This is a genomic window from Porphyrobacter sp. ULC335 (assembly GCF_025917005.1).
GTDB lineage: Bacteria > Pseudomonadota > Alphaproteobacteria > Sphingomonadales > Sphingomonadaceae > Erythrobacter.
Window position 1 is genome coordinate 769,705 of the sequence record NZ_CP078091.1, and the last position, 14,798, is coordinate 784,502.

Here is a 14,798-nt window from a genome sequence, read left to right on the forward strand (position 1 = left end):
TCAGAACACGTACCCAACCGACAGCGTCAGCCGATAGCCTTCGCGCTCGCGTACGCTTTCGTTGCTCTTGAAGAAGACGTACTTGGCCTCGGCCTCGACGCGCCACTTGCCGGGCCACCATAGCAGCTCGAGTTCGGGCACCACCTGCCGGTCGCGCCGCAGGGCGCCGTTATCGGCGATACGGTCATCGAAACGGGTGCGGATCACCTCGATCGCGGGGCGCACCCGAAGATCGGGAGCGATTGGCCGCGTATAGGCGGCGCCCGCGGATTCACGTTCATAGCCGCGATCGGGATCGTCTGAACGGATGCTCTCCGCGCGCAGATCGAAGGCGAGATAGTGAAGAGGGCCAAACCGGCGGCGGTACTGCGCATCGACGCGCGGACCTTCGCCGGTGGTCGCCGGGTCTGCGCCGTTGTCGTACTGCCGGTCACGCCATGTGCCGGCCAGGCGGAAGCGGTTGTCCCGATCGGGCTCGAAGGTCAGCCGCGTCGATCCCTCCCACGCATCGGTGTCGGCGGATTCGACCGTGACAAGGTCGTCGAACCGCCGCACCTGCGCCTGGATTTCGAAGCGGTCGGTGACGTCATGCTCGACGCTCGCGGTGAGCCGGTCGCGCGAGACATCGCGGCGCCCGTCGCCAAGGCGGAACACCTCGATCCGGTCCGCCTCAAGCCGCACGCGGGTGCGCTTGCTCTCGATCCCGAGGCCGATCTGCCCGCGCACCGAAACGGCCTCGCCGTCGATGACGAGGTCCTCGTCACGGGTGGTGGTTTGGGCGCTGACAGTCTGCACTTCGATGCGGGCATCAGGTTCAAGCCGCCAGCCGGTGTCCGGCGCGGCTGCGAGCGGCGCGCCAAGGACAAGACCCAAAGCCAGCATCGCTGCCCGCCCCAGTCTTACGTACGGCCCCGAATTCAGCCGGAATGTAGTCAAAAACATGATTAGCCCCCATTAACCACGCCGGATTACGGGGTGCATCGTTTAGATATTCCTAACCCTGATTATAAACATTCTTGGGTGTCGCGGCGCCTTGGGCCAACCCTTTGAAAACGCAAAGTGGCGGAGGCACAGGGCCCCCGCCACCAGTCTGCCGGATCGGCGCGCGGATCAGAACTTCGCGGTCACTTCCACCCCGTAGAACTGCGGTTCGGCCGGAATGAACGTCGGAACGCCGAAAGCTCCGCCGGTGTTGCCCGCGTCCAGCAGGTAATCCTCGTTGAAGGCATTGCGGATGAAGCCCGCGATTTCATAACGCTCGTCGGCGAAGCTCAGGCCTGCACGCGCGTTGAACAGCGTCACCTTGTCCTGCGAAATCAGCGGATTGTTCGGCACCTCGAAGAAGATGCGGCTGCGATGTGTCACGCTCGGCGTGGCGAAGAAGCGGACGCCGCCAAAGTCCTTGTCGATCGTGAACCCGCCCGATGCCTGCCATTCCGGCTGCAAGCGGAAGCGCGCGCCGGAAAACTGCGGCGCAAAGCTGCTATTCTCGTCGATCCCGCCGTCGATATAGCCGAAATTGCCGAACACATTGAGCCATTCGGTCACGTCCACCGCCAGCTCGCCTTCGATCCCGAGGTTCGACGCCTTGCCTGCGCTTTCGGTGCGGCTGGTGCCGTCCGGCAGGAGCACTGTCACCTGGAAGTCGTTGTAAACCTGATAATAGACGCCGAGCGCAGCCGACACCGAACCGCTCGCCAGCTTGATGCCGCCTTCGTAGTTCCAGACGGTTTCCTCGGGCACGTCGAGCCGGTTGGCAATAACGTTGGCCCCGTCACGCCGCGCGCCGAGCTGCACCACCGGCGAGCGGCGCCCCTTGGAGACCGTGGCGAACACGTTCACATCATCCGTCACCCGGTAGAGCGCGTTGAAGCGCGGCAACACCGCGGTGAAATCGTCATCGGCGGTGAAGGTCTGCCCTCTGGTGTCGAGCTGGCCGGGGACCAGCGGCGCACCGGTCAGCACGCTGTTGGGCACGCGGGCGAAGAAGCCGGACTGGCGATATTCGTCAAGGAACCGCACCCCCGCCGTCAGCTCGAGCGCCGCAAACGGCGTCCAGGTGGCGTCAGCGAAGACCGAATAGGCTTCGTTGCGACCCTGATTTTCGAAGACCGAGGTGTAGGGAATGTTGGTGACCCCCAGCGAGGGGACACTGCCGTTCGGAGCCACGCAGAGGTTGCGCGGGTTGGCGAAAAGGCCGCCAAGGCAGGTGAGGAACACGCCTTCCTCGGTAGCGAAGGGCACCCGCTGGCTGCTGTCTTCGATGAACAGGTTCCACCCCGCACTCGCCCGCAGGCTGTCGCCCGCATAGGTGAAGCGGCCTTCGTGGCTGATCTGCCAGCCCTTCGCGATTTCGGCGAATTCGAGGAAGGGCGCAGCGCTACCGTCGGCATCGAACACCTCGGCGCTGTCGAATTTGCGGTAGCCGTTGACTGTGGTGAAGCTCCACCCGTCGGCGAACTGGTAATCGAGCGTCAGGTTGAGATCATAGACCTCGCGGTTGAGGCCGAGCTGGTCGTCGCCCAGCGCGACTGCGCCGGCAGGATTGCCGGAGAGGTTGGCGTTGCGGAAGGCATTGGCCGCCCTGCCCGGTGCACCCGTGAAGCCCGGGAAGGTGCCGGAAATGAATGGCGTGCCGCCGTTGCGCTGCTGGTCATAGGTGCCGATCAGGTCGACAGTGAGGTCAGTGGTCGGGGTCCAGCGCAGCGAGGCGCGCAGGCCCAGCTGGTCCTGTGCGTAAAGCTCCTCTTCCTGGTTCGGATTGAGGTTCTCGACATAGCCGTCACGCGTGCGCCATTCGCCCGCAAGGCGGAACGCGAGCGTGTCGCTACCGATGTTGAGGAAGCCGCCCAGCAGCGTCTGGTTGAAGTTGCCGTATCCGCCGCGCACCTCGCCCGAGAAGCCCTCACGCGGACGGGCCGAAACCAGGCTGATCGCGCCCACGGCGCTAGCGGTGCCGAACAGGGTGGCCTGCGGGCCCTTGATCACTTCGACGCGCTCCAGATCGTAGATCGCCTGATAGCTGCCGCGCGAACGCGAGATGTCGACGCCGTTGTAATAGAGCGTGACGCGCGGGCCCTGCTGCGCCGAGCCGCTATCCGAAGTGATGCCGCGGATCACGACGCCGGGGTTGTTGGCGCTCTGCTCCTGAATGAGAAGGCCGGGGACATAGCTTGAAAGCTCGTCGAGATCGGTCACGCCAAGGTCGCGGATGCGATCGCCGGTGGTGGCGGTGATGGTGATTGGCACGTCGACGGCGCGCTGTTCGATCTTCTGCGCGGTGACGATGATCTGGTTGCCCGAGACGTCGTCGTCCTCGGCGGCAGCATCGGCGCTCTGCGCGAAGGCCGCATGCGGGGCGGCGGCGAGGGTGGCGGTCAGCGCAATTAGCGAGACGCGCGTGAATGGGGTGCGGAGCATGGCAAGACTTCCCTGTTGGTGGAGAGGCCTTGCCGGTGACAGGCGATGGTGACGCCGCAGCGACGGCTTGGTGAAGCGCGCGTTACAGCGGATTTACAGTTTCGGGACGTTGCCCAAATGCATCTTTGTTCCGGGCCACTTGCGGTGGCGCAGACCACCCGCCCCACCTCCCCACCCGGCCACCATAGCCTGATGGTATCATTGGTGGCCGGGTGGGGAGGTGGGGCGGGTGGTCTGCATCGCGCGTCAGCGCGATCAAAAACTAAAGCGGATTGCCGTCGCGATCGCGGTAGATCTCGCGGCGGCCGACATGGTTGGACGGGCCGACGAGGCCGTCTTCCTCCATCCGCTCGATCCACTTGGCGGCGGTGTTGTAGCCCACGCCCATCTGGCGCTGGAGCCAGCTGCCGCTCGCCTTCTGGTTCTCGATCACGATCTGGCAGGCCTGCCGGTACTTGCGCTCTTCCGGATTGTCGGAAGCGGTGAGTTCGTCCTCGAAGCCGAAGCCGCCGTCTTCCGGTTCCTCGGTGACCGCATCGACATAGGTCGGCGCGCCTTGCGAGCGCCAGAAATCCGCCACTGCCTCGACTTCCTCGTCAGAGACGAACGGCCCGTGGACGCGCACCATCGCGCCGGTGTTGGGCTTGTAGAGCATGTCGCCCTTGCCCAGCAGTTGTTCGGCGCCCTGTTCGCCAAGGATGGTGCGGCTGTCGATCCGGCTGGTCACCTTGAAGCTGATGCGGGTCGGCAGGTTCGCCTTGATGACGCCGGTGATGACATCGACCGAAGGGCGCTGGGTCGCCATGATCAGGTGGATGCCCGCCGCGCGCGATTTCTGCGACAGGCGCTGGATCAGGACTTCGATTTCCTTGCCGATGGTGACCATCAGGTCGGCGAGTTCGTCGACGATCAGCACGATCTGCGGCAGCGGCTGGTAATCGAGCTGTTCTTCCTCGAACAATTGCTCGCCGGTTTCAGGGTCGAACCCGGTCTGCACCCGCCGCCCGAGCGGCTTGCCCTTGGCGATGGCGGCGCTGACCTTCTCGTTGAAGGAGTGGATGTTGCGCGAGCTGATCGCGCTCATCATCCGGTAGCGGCGCTCCATTTCCTCGACCGCCCATTTGAGCGCGCGCACTGACTTGGCAGGCTCGGTCACTACCGGCGAAAGCAGGTGGGGGATATCGTCATAGGTCTTGAGTTCGAGCACCTTGGGATCGATCAGGATCAGGCGCAATTCGGCGGGCGTGAAGCGGTACAGCAGGCTCAGCAGGATGACGTTGAGGCCCACGGACTTGCCCGAACCGGTCGTCCCCGCGACCAGCAAGTGCGGCATCGCGGCGAGATCGGCGATGATCGGCTCGCCCGCGATATCCTTGCCCAGAATGATCGGCAGGCTGCCCTTGGCATCGGCAAAATCGGCGCAGGCGGCCAGTTCCTTCAGCATCACCACTTGGCGATCCTGATTGGGCAGTTCGATGCCCATAACAGTGCGTCCAGGGATCGGCGATACGCGCGCAGAGATCGCGCTCATGTTGCGGGCGATGTCTTCGGCCAGGCCGATCACGCGGCTCGCCTTGATCCCGGGGGCGGGCTCCAGTTCGTACATGGTCACCACCGGGCCAGTGCGCACCGCGGTGATTTCGCCCTTCACATTGAAATCGTCGAGCACGTTTTCGAGCAGGCGGGCGTTGCGTTCCAGCGCCAGCTTGTCGAGCTTGGGCGCCTTATCCTGCGGCGGTTCGGCCAGCAGGTCGAGGCTGGGCAGATTGTAGGGCGCGAACATATCGCGCTGCGCGGTCTTGGTGGTGGCGGCGCGTTTGGGCGGGGCCGAAGGATCGCTGATCTCGGGCGAGCGGCGCGGGCGGTCGTCAAAATCGGGCTCGGCGAGGCTTGCGCCCTTGGCGGCGCGGCGCGGGCGGGGGGCGGGCGCAGCATCGTCACCCTCTTCGCCATCACCCGCGAAGGCCAATGCGGGCGCGTTCTTGCGGCCCGGCAGCGGCAGGCGGCGCATCAGCCCGGCGAGCGAGCCGCCGCCGAGGAAATCGGGCAGGCTCATCAGCGCCCGCCAGTCGATCGCGAAAATGCGGGTCAGCAATGCCACGCCCACCGCAAGGCTGGTGAGCGCGAGGCCGAGGATCACCCAGCCTTCCGCCTGCTCGCCGAAACGCGCTGCGACCGCCTGCACCGCACTCGCGCCGAGCAGGCCGGTCAGCCCTCCGGCCTGTGCGGGAAGCGTGCCGCCCGGCCCTTCAAAGCCGAGGCTGAGCACCGTCGCGATCAGCGTCATGGCGATCAGCAGCAGCGCGGTCGGCATCCACCAGGCGGTGGTTTCGGGCGCGTCGCCATTCTCGACATCGCGCCACAGCTTGCGCGCCGAGACATAGAGCAGCGGCAGCAGCAGCGCGCCGGGCAGGCCGAAGATCAGCAGCACCCGGTCGGCCAGCCATGCCCCGCTCGCGCCCATCCAGTTAGCGACTTCGCCGGGGTCGGCAGCGGTCGAGGGGCTGGGGTCGGTCTGGGTGTAGCTGGCGAGCGCCAGCGCGAGGAAAATGCATGCGCCCAGCAGCAGTCCGGCACCGGTCATCTGGGCGATGCGGCGCATGCTGCGGCGCAGACCTGCGCGCCATTCGGCATCAGTCTGACGATGGGGGGTCTGGCGACCGGGTTTAACGGGTGTGACCGCGCGGCTGGCCATGGGGGGTGTCTCCTGAGCGGAACACATCATGAATCCTACCGGCTGGCGGGTCAAACCTTTTCCGGTCCGATCCGCTAATGGAAGCTGTCCCTTGGCGGCGTGAGGATGCCGTTTGCCATCATCCGATCGATCCAGCGCGAGGCCTGATTGAACCCGACCTGGAAGCGGATCATCAGATGCGAGGTGCGTGGTTGGCCGCCGCGCGCGATATACTCGCAGGCGCGCCGGTAGAGCTCGTCATCGTCGCGGTCGTTCATTGGCTCAAACCGTCGATGGCGGCCCAGCGGGGCCAGCGAAGGGCACCGGCGCGGTGGCGGTTCATGCCGCCGAGCGCGATCACCGGCAGTGGTGATCGCCCTGCCAGCAGCCGGAACCGCACCGCTCCCAGCGTCCCTCCCCCCGGATGCGAGCGGGTCGGGAAAACCGGCGAGAGCAGCGCCGCATCCGCTCCGATCCGCGCGGCAAGCCCCAGTTCGCCGAGGCTGTGCGCTGTGGCGAGGTGGATCAGCCCCGCGCGGCGCGGGGTGAGGCTGCGCGGCGCTCCATAGATGCCGTCTGCGCCCCATTCGCGTGCGGTCAGCGCCGAATCGGCGAGGATCGTCATATGGCCCCGCGCTTTCGCCACCCGCCTCAGCGCGCGGAACCGCGCATGGCGCTCCGCATCGGACAGGTGATAATGGCGGTAGATGAAGCCGGACCCGCGCGGCAGGCGGGCAAGCGTGCGCTCCAGCCCCGCATCATTGCGGGCATCGCTGATCAGCCAGATGGCAGGGAGAGTCTTTGCGCGCGTCACCCACCCGCTATAGAGCGCGGCCATGGATAATACAGCCGCAGCCCGCCTCGCCGAAGTGAACGCCAACATCGCCCGCGCTTGCAAGCAAGCCCGGCGTTCGCCCGAAGACATTACACTGATAGCGGTCAGCAAGACCCATCCGGCCGAGGCGATCCAGCCGCTCATCGATGCCGGCCAGCGCGTGTTCGGCGAGAACCGCGTGCAGGAAGCGCAGGCCAAGTGGCCCGCCTTGCGCGAGGCCTATCCCGATATCGAACTCCACCTCATCGGCCAACTGCAATCGAACAAGGCCGAGGAAGCGGTGGCGGCGTTTGACGTGATCCACTCGCTCGACCGGCTGAGCCTGCTGACCGCGCTGGCCAAGGCGATGGACAAGGCGGGGCGGCAGGTGCCGTGCTTCGTGCAGGTCAATATCGGCGACGAGGCGCAGAAGGGCGGCTGTCCGCTGGCCGAGCTTCCGGCGTTTCTGGAACAGGTGCGCGCGGCTGCGATCCCGCTCGCCGGGCTGATGTGCATCCCCCCCGCCGACACCGAAGCCGCGCCGTTCTTCGCGATGCTGGCGAAGCTGGCCGCGGATCATGGGCTGACGGGGCTCAGCATGGGGATGAGCAGCGATTACGAAACCGCAGTGATGCTCGGCGCGACCCACGTGCGGGTCGGCTCTGCGCTGTTCGGCGCTCGGGGCTAGTCCAGTACAAAAAAGGGCGCCCATTGCTTGGGCGCCCCTTCTTTTTGTTCGCGAGTCCCGGTCGCAAAGCGACCGCAAGGCCGACCGGCCGACCGGCCGCCCGCAGCGGGCGCAGCTTTGCTGCGCGCCTAGCGAGGACGATCGCCCGGAGGGGCGATCGCCATCAAAAGCATCAGAACTCGAACAGAGCTTCGACGCCGATGTTGCGGCCGCGCATCAGCGGCGAGAAGGTGCCTGCACCCGGACGCTGCTGGAAGGGCTGCTGCACCCCGTCCGAACGCGGGCCGCCGAACGGAACCTGCGTGTCGCCGCCTTCCTGCACCTGATCGAACAGGTTGCGGCCATAGAGCGACAGCGACAGCCCATCGACCGGGGTGGTCCAGGTGATGTTGGCTTCCATGTTGCTGAGATCGTTCAGCCAGCCGAAGTTGTCGTCGGTGTAGGCTGCACGGTCGCGGTACTGGTAGTTCACGCGGGTCAGGATCGCGCCGCTGTTGCCGAGATCCCAATCGTGGATGAAGCCCACGCCCACGGTGACGGGGGGAACGCGCGGCAGGCTCAGATCGAGGTCGGCATCGGTGATGAAGCCATCGCCCGAGATGTCGAACAGCACCCGGTCATACCCGGCATCGGTGATGCCGATGTTGGCGGTGAAGGCCAGCGATTCCGACACGCGCATGCGCGCTTCGGCTTCGAAGCCCTTGATCGTGGCATCGGCGGTGTTGAGGATGTTCTGCACCACGCCCGCGCCCGGATCGGCGAGGTTCACTTCGCGCTGCATGTTGCCGACCTTGGTGACATAAGCCGCGACGTTGAGCGTGAGCGACTGGTCAACGGTCTGGAACTTGCCGCCGATCTCGTAATTGTCGACCTGCTCTTCATCAAAGCCCAGCGATCGCGTGGCGTTGAACGCCCGGTTGAAGACCGGGATGTTGGTGATGCGGAAGTTGTAACCGCCCGAACGGAAGCCGCGGCTCCAGTGGCCATAGACCTGACTGTTGCCCCATTCATACTGTGCACCGACCTTGGGCGAAACGTTGCGGAACCGCACGTCATCGGTGAAGCCGTTGGTTTCGGTGGCCGGATTGAACGGCTGGGTGCCGGTCGGGCAGGTGCCTGCAACAACCGAACAGGCCGGACGACCGACGATGTAGGTGACTGCCGCGTCCTTGGTTTCCTGATTCCAGCGGATACCGCCGATCAGCGAGAAGCCGTCGAAGATTTCGTACTGGGCATTGGCGAACACGCCGATCACTTCGTGCTCCTGACGACCGCCGCCGTAGAACACGGGGGGGGCGCAGGTTGACGGGCAGGTCGCGGCGCAGTTCGCGGCTCTCGTCATAGGCAAGGTTCTGCTTGAAGTAGAAACCGCCGAAGGTGAGGTCGAGACCGCCGGTCGAGATCGCGTAACGCAGTTCGTTCGAGATCTGGTCCTGTTCGGTCAGGGTGTTCGAGTGGAACAGGAAGCGCGGGGTCGCGTCGATATCGCCGCGGGTGGCGGCCTGATAATCGCGATAGCCGAACACGTTGGTCAGCGTACCGGCACCAATGTCGAGCGTCGCAGTAAGCGACCCGGTCCAGATTTCGTTGGCGTAGAAGCCCGGCTCGTCGATCGACAGGTCGAAGCTTTCACGGTCGAAGAAGCCGCGGTTCTGGGCCGCCGGACCGTCACCATCGCTCTCGAAGTAGTCGAGCTTGCCGAGCAGGGTCAGCCCGCCGAGACGCGCTTCGAGCGCGCCGCGGAAGATCTTGGTTTCCGCCGCGCCCTGATTGCGCGGCAGGTTCGCCAGCGCTGGAACCTGCGTCGGGGCGAGGTTGCGGAAATAGCCTTCGTCCTTGTTGTAATAGGCGCCGACCTTGAACAGCAGCACGTCTTCGACGATCGGACCCGACAGCACACCGCTGACGGTGTAGTTGGCGCCGCCGCGGCCGCCATCGACCGGGCCGTCGACTGCCGCGCGGAACTTGCCGCGGAAGTCTTCGGTGGGGTTGCCGGTGTTGATCACCACCGCGCCGCCGGTCACGTTACGACCGAACAGCACGCCCTGCGGGCCGCGCAGGATTTCGACGGAGTCGAGGTCGAACAGGTCGAACACCACGCCGCCATTGATGCCGAGGTACACGCCGTCGACGAACACGCCCACGGTCGGATCGATCGAGGGGATCGACGAGTTGATGCCGAGGCCGCGCACGGTGAAGTTGGCGGTGCCGCGGCTGGTGCCGACCTGGTCGAGGCTGACGGTCGGTGCCTGGAAGGACAGGCCCGAGATGTCGCGGATCTTGTAGGCTTCCAGCGTGCCGGCGTTGAACGCGGTCACGGCCAGCGGCACGTCCTGCACGTTCTCGGCGTCCTTGGTCTTGGTGCCGGTGACGAGGATCTCGTTGATGCCGTCGAGCGCGCTGGTCTCTTCGTCCTGCGCGGGGGCTTCGGCGTCCTGCGCATGGGCGGCTACCGGGGTGAGCGCTGCGGTCGAGAGGAGCAGCGCCAGCTTGCCGAGCCGCACGCGGCCCGACAGCGAATGGGTGGATGTCATGATGTAACTCTCCCTGAGTTGAGGGCCGCTCCATTACCAATACGTTTCAAGATTGCAACCTATCTCGGACGCCCCGGCGATACCTTCGTTAGCCCCTATCTTCAGGGATTTGCGGTCAGGCCTTCTCGAGCTGCTGCTGGCGCTGGTCGCTCGCGGCGGCCAGCAGCGCGGCCTCGATTTCGGCGAGACGCTCGGGCGTCTTGATCTTCGCGGAGGTCAGATCGGTCACGTAAAATGTGTCCGCAGCCGCCTCGCCATAGGCGGTGATATGCGCCGAATGGACGATCAGGTTGGCCTTGTAGAGCGCGTGCGCCAGCCGGTTGAGCAGCGCGGGCCGATCACGCGCGGTCACTTCGATCACGGTGAAGTGGTTCGATGCGTCATTGTCGAAGCCGACGCGGGGCGCGACGTCGAAGGCCTTGGCACGCGAATGCGCCAGCGGGCGCGCGGCGAGCTTGGGCACCAGTTCGACCTTCGCGAGCAGCGCGTCGCGGATGCCTTTCTCGATGCGCGCCATCTGCGCCGCCTCGCGGAACGGCTGGGCGTTGTGGTCCTGCACCAGGAAGTTGTCGACCGCATAGCCGCTGCGCGCGGTGTGGATGCGCGCGTCGATGATGTTCGCACCCGCAAGGTGGATGCCGCCCGCCATGCGATAGAACAGGCCGGGGTGGTCGGCGGCGATCACGCTAACCCGCGTCGCGCCGCGCGTCTCGTCGACTTCGCAGGCGATCGAGAGCGGCTCGCCAGCGGCTTGCGCGGCGTCATACTGGGCGAGGTTTCCGGCGATGATGTCTTCAGGCTCGGCAATCCAATAGGCATCGCCCAGCAGCGCGCCGATACTGTCGACGAGGTGATCCTGATCGCCCAGCAACCGCTGTACCGCGTCCTTCTTGGCCGTGACCCGCGCCTTGCGTCCATTGCCCTTGTGCCCCAGCCGCAGGCGTTCCTGCGCGGCGTCGAACAGCTCGCCGAGCAGCTGCGCCTTCCAGCTGTTCCACGTGCCCGGCCCGACTGCGCGGATATCGACTGCGGTGAGGATCGCGAGGTTGCGCAGGCGTTCCAGGCTCTGCACCTCGACCACGAAATCCTCGATTGTCTTGGGATCGGTCAGATCGCGCTTCTGCGCGGTGCGGCTCATCAGCAGGTGTTGCAGCACCAGCCAGGCGACCAGATCGGTCTCCTTCTCGTCCAGCCCGAAGCGCGGGCATAGCTGGTGCGCGACAACGGCGCCCAGTTCGGAGTGGTCGCCGCCGCGCCCCTTGGCGATATCGTGAAGCAGCACCGCGACATAGAGCGCGCGGCGCGAGGCCAGCTTGGGAAATTCACGGGTGGCGCGCGGGTGATCGGCGGACAGCAACCCGCGCTCGATCTGGCTCAGCAGGCCGATGGCGCGGATGGTGTGTTCGTCCACCGTGTAATGGTGGTACATGTCGAACTGCATCTGCGCGTTGACCCGGCCAAAGTCCGGCACGAAGCGGCCGAACACGCCCGCCTCGTTCATCCAGCGCAGCGCGGTTTCGGGGTCTTTGCGTCCCGATAGCAGATCAAGGAACATCGCATTGGCGCGCTTGTCGCGGCGCAGCTTGCCATCGATCAGTTTGGCATCACGGCCCACCTGCCGCATGGTTTCGGGGTGAACTTCCAGCCCCTCGGCCTCGGCCAGCTGGAACACTTCGATCAGGCGAACCGGGTCTTGCCGGAACCAGTCGTCTCCCGGTGCGCGCAGCCGTCCGGCCTCGACCGAATAGCCCTTGAACATCCGGGGACGCTGGGTCCAACCGGCGAAGAAGCCGGTGCGCGGGCGCTTCTTGGCCATTTCCTCGTCAAGGTGCGAAAGGAACACGCCGGTCAGGCTGCCCACCCGCTTCACCTGCAGGAAGTAGTATTGCATGAACCGTTCGACCGCGCTCTTGCCGGGGCGGTCGGCGAACATCATGCGTTCGGCCACCTGCCGCTGGAGATCGAAGGTCAGCCGGTCCTCGGCACGGTCGGTGATGAGATGCATGTGGCAGCGCGCCGCCAGCAGAAAGCCCTCGGCGCGGCGGAAGCTGCGATATTCCGACGCGGTCAGCAGCCCCACATCGACCAGCTGCGCGCCGCTATCGACGCGGTGGACATACTTGCCGATCCAGTACAGCGTCTGGAGATCGCGCAGGCCGCCCTTGCCCTCCTTGATGTTGGGTTCGACCACGTAGCGGCTGTCGCCCATGCGCTTGTGCCGCGCATCGCGTTCGGCGAGCTTGAGGGTGAGGAACTGCCGTTCGCTGCCCTTGACGACATCGCTCCAGAAGCGTGCGCGCAGCTCTTCGTAAAGCGCCTGTTCGCCCCACACCAACCGGCTTTCCAGCAAGGCGGTGCGGATCGTCAGGTCTTCCTTCGCCATGCGGATCGTGTCGGACACGGTGCGGCTGGAATGGCCGACCTTGAGGCCCAGATCCCACAGCAGGTAGAGCATCGTCTCGATCACCTGCTCGCACCACGGTGCGCGCTTGTTCGGGGTGATGAAGGCGACGTCGACGTCCGAATGGGGCGCCATCTCGGCGCGTCCGTAACCGCCCACGGCAAGGATCGCGAGCCGTTCGGCCTGCGTGCGATTGGCGGCGGGGTAAAGATGCGTGGTGACGTGATCGTGGATCACCCGCAGCAGCTGGTCCATCAGGAAGCTGAAGCCGGCGGTGACCTCGTGTCCGGCCGAGGGGGTTTCTTCCAGACGGCGGGCGAGTTCCTTGCGCCCCTCGTCGAAGGCCATGCGCAGCGCAGCGACGATGGCAGGGCGGGCCTTGGCTCCGCCCGCCTCGTGCAGCGCGGCGATTTCTTCGGCCAGCGCGCGCCGGTCGATGATCGCGCGCTGCCCGGGGACGCGGCGAGGGCTCACGTTCCGCTCACGCGGCGACAGTTTCCGCGAGGTAGTGTGCCTTGACCGCGCGCTTGTCGATCTTCTGCGTACCGAGCCGCGGCAGAGCGTCCTCGACCAGCCAGATCTGGTGTTCGAGCGGCACCTTGAAGGGCGCGATCCGCTCCAGCAGAAAGGCACGCAGTTCGGCCGGTGTGATGACGGCGTGGCCTTCCTTCATGCGGTAGACCGCTGCCGGCACTTCGCCAAACCGCTCGTCAGGCAGGCCGAAGACCGAACATTCGCCCACTTCGTCATGGGCATAGATCGCGTCCTCGACCTCGATGCAGGAGATGTTCTCGCCGCCGCGGATGATGATGTCCTTCTTGCGGTCGACGATGAACAGATACTCGTCCGCGTCCAGATAGCCGAGGTCACCGGTGCGGAAGAAGCCATTGTCGGTGAAGGCGGCCTTGGTCGCTTCCTCGTTCTTCCAGTAGCCACGGAAATTGGCGACGCTGCGGATGCAGACCTCGCCCACCTGACCCTGCGGCAGCGCGTTGCCGAGATCGTCGAGAATGGCGAGATCGACTATCGGCTTGCTCGCACGGCCGGTGGAGCCGGGCTTGGCGAGGTAATTCTCGTTGAAATTGCCGCAACCGACCGCGTTGGTCTCGGTCAGGCCGTAGCCCAACAGCGGGAAGCTGCCGGGGAAGGCCTCCTTGATGCGGGTGACGTGCTCCACCGGACGCGGCGCGCCGCCTGCGGCGAAGCTCTTGCAGGCCGACAGGTCGTACTTCTCGCGGTCAGGGTGGTTGGCGATTTCGTAGCTCATCAGCGGCACGCCGACGAAATAGGAGACCTGCTCCTCCGCCATCAGCCGGATCGCGAGGCCCGCGTCCCACTTGGGCATCAACACCAGCTTGCGCGCGATGGCGAAGCTTTGCAGGAACAGCGGCACTTCGCCCGTCACGTGGAACAGCGGCACGGCGACCAGCGCGCAGGGCTGCGTGGTCATCGGGCCTTCCTGGCTTTCGATATGCACCTTGGCCATCGCGCTTTGGGCGACATAATTCATCACGGCGTTGACGACGCCGCGATGATCGGACCACGCGCCCTTCGATTTGCCGGTCGAACCCGAGGTGTAGAGGATGGTGGCGATATCGTCCGGGCCCAGCTGGCCCAGCATCGCCATCGCCGCGCTGGTGCCCTGCGGCAGCGCCCAGGTGTTGGCGAGGCCTTCGGACGGCGCATTGCCGTGGCTGAACAGCACGATCTTGGCCGGGTGGGCATGGCCATCCAGCCGCGCGGCGCGGCCATCATCGGCCAGCAGCAGCTTGGCTTCGGCAAGATCAAGCCCGTAGGCCAATTCATCGCCGGAGGAGAATCCGTTGAGCAGCGTGGCGCAGCCGCCCGCCATCAGGATGCCCATATAGGCGATCATCCAGTTGGCCGAATTGCGCGCGGCCAGACCGATACGGTCGCCCTTCTGGATGCCGTGGGTCTGCACCAGCCCCTCGGCAACGCAGGTGGCGGCGGCGTAAGCCTCGCCGAAGGTCAGCCGGATATCGCCATCGACGAGGAACGGGATGTCCTTGTTCTGGTTGGCGAAATGGGCGAAATAATGCGCGAGCGTCGGCGGCGCGCCGGCAAAGGCGGGCATTGTCACGCCGTCACGGGTAAAGGGCACGGTGGCGAAGGGCATACCCTCGGCGGTTAGGCCGGTGATGATCGCTTCGAGCGCATTGTCCAGCTGGGTGGGCATGCGGTGATTTCCTCTCTCTAGTTGTTGCGGCCCTCTGGCCGGGTGCGACCCGTCCCGAATTGCCTGTCCC

General features: G+C 65.6%; 9 protein-coding genes and 1 pseudogene. 1 reads left to right on the forward strand and 9 read right to left on the reverse strand.

The features are described from left to right. The 5 genes from KVF90_RS03785 to KVF90_RS03805 form a co-directional block, all read right to left on the reverse strand. The gene (locus KVF90_RS03785) at window positions 1-882 is read right to left on the reverse strand and encodes a hypothetical protein (RefSeq protein ID WP_264393523.1); all 882 of its coding nucleotides are present in this window, start codon (window positions 880-882) and stop codon (window positions 1-3) included. A 228-nt stretch (window positions 883-1,110) separates the two neighbouring features. After that, on the reverse strand, window positions 1,111-3,420 hold the full coding sequence (locus KVF90_RS03790; protein WP_264393524.1) for a TonB-dependent receptor: 2,310 nt from the start codon (window positions 3,418-3,420) through the stop codon (window positions 1,111-1,113). Between the two features lie 262 nt (window positions 3,421-3,682). Beyond that, on the reverse strand, window positions 3,683-6,115 hold the full coding sequence (locus KVF90_RS03795; protein ID WP_264393525.1) for an FtsK/SpoIIIE family DNA translocase: 2,433 nt from the start codon (window positions 6,113-6,115) through the stop codon (window positions 3,683-3,685). A 74-nt stretch (window positions 6,116-6,189) separates the two neighbouring features. Next, a complete protein-coding gene (locus KVF90_RS03800; protein WP_264393526.1) occupies window positions 6,190-6,372 on the reverse strand; it encodes a DNA translocase FtsK in 183 nt (60 codons plus the stop codon). Continuing rightward, on the reverse strand, window positions 6,369-6,932 hold the full coding sequence (locus KVF90_RS03805; RefSeq protein WP_264393527.1) for a thiamine phosphate synthase: 564 nt from the start codon (window positions 6,930-6,932) through the stop codon (window positions 6,369-6,371). The genes KVF90_RS03800 and KVF90_RS03805 overlap by 4 nt, the downstream gene beginning before the upstream one ends. On the opposite strand from KVF90_RS03805, the gene KVF90_RS03810 reads away from it, so the two are divergent. Then, window positions 6,931-7,596 carry a YggS family pyridoxal phosphate-dependent enzyme gene (locus KVF90_RS03810; protein ID WP_264393528.1) on the forward strand — a complete coding sequence of 222 codons (666 nt, stop codon included), beginning with the start codon at window positions 6,931-6,933 and terminating at the stop codon, window positions 7,594-7,596. The two genes, KVF90_RS03805 and KVF90_RS03810, sit on opposite strands and share 2 nt — an antisense overlap. Before the next feature lie 172 nt (window positions 7,597-7,768). Here KVF90_RS03810 and KVF90_RS03815 read toward each other — a convergent pair whose 3' ends face one another. From KVF90_RS03815 to KVF90_RS03830, 4 genes and pseudogenes are all read right to left on the reverse strand, one after another. Beyond that, complete coding sequence (locus KVF90_RS03815; RefSeq protein WP_264393529.1) at window positions 7,769-8,842, reverse strand: TonB-dependent receptor; 1,074 nt, start codon at window positions 8,840-8,842, stop codon at window positions 7,769-7,771. Between the two features lie 823 nt (window positions 8,843-9,665). Continuing rightward, window positions 9,666-10,130 (reverse strand): annotated as a pseudogene (locus tag KVF90_RS03820) (TonB-dependent receptor plug domain-containing protein); the annotation flags it as partial. Between the two features lie 115 nt (window positions 10,131-10,245). Then, window positions 10,246-13,005 (reverse strand): [protein-PII] uridylyltransferase, encoded by a 2,760-nt coding sequence (locus tag KVF90_RS03825; protein WP_264393530.1) that lies wholly within the window; start codon window positions 13,003-13,005, stop codon window positions 10,246-10,248. Between the two features lie 7 nt (window positions 13,006-13,012). Beyond that, window positions 13,013-14,728 carry a class I adenylate-forming enzyme family protein gene (locus KVF90_RS03830; RefSeq protein ID WP_264393531.1) on the reverse strand — a complete coding sequence of 572 codons (1,716 nt, stop codon included), beginning with the start codon at window positions 14,726-14,728 and terminating at the stop codon, window positions 13,013-13,015. Window positions 14,729-14,798 lie beyond the last annotated feature (70 nt).

Bases quoted from the DNA above. Each gene is read 5' to 3' on its own strand.
- KVF90_RS03795 (WP_264393525.1), bottom strand. From the start codon at position 6,115: ATGGCCAGCCGCGCGGTCACACCCGTTAAACCCGGTCGCCAGACCCCC.
- KVF90_RS03790 (WP_264393524.1), bottom strand. From the start codon at position 3,420: ATGCTCCGCACCCCATTCACGCGCGTCTCGCTAATTGCGCTGACCGCC.
- KVF90_RS03830 (WP_264393531.1), bottom strand. From the start codon at position 14,728: ATGCCCACCCAGCTGGACAATGCGCTCGAAGCGATCATCACCGGCCTA.
- KVF90_RS03800 (WP_264393526.1), bottom strand. From the start codon at position 6,372: ATGAACGACCGCGACGATGACGAGCTCTACCGGCGCGCCTGCGAGTAT.
- KVF90_RS03785 (WP_264393523.1), bottom strand. From the start codon at position 882: ATGCTGGCTTTGGGTCTTGTCCTTGGCGCGCCGCTCGCAGCCGCGCCG.
- KVF90_RS03810 (WP_264393528.1), top strand. From the start codon at position 6,931: ATGGATAATACAGCCGCAGCCCGCCTCGCCGAAGTGAACGCCAACATC.
- KVF90_RS03805 (WP_264393527.1), bottom strand. From the start codon at position 6,932: ATGGCCGCGCTCTATAGCGGGTGGGTGACGCGCGCAAAGACTCTCCCT.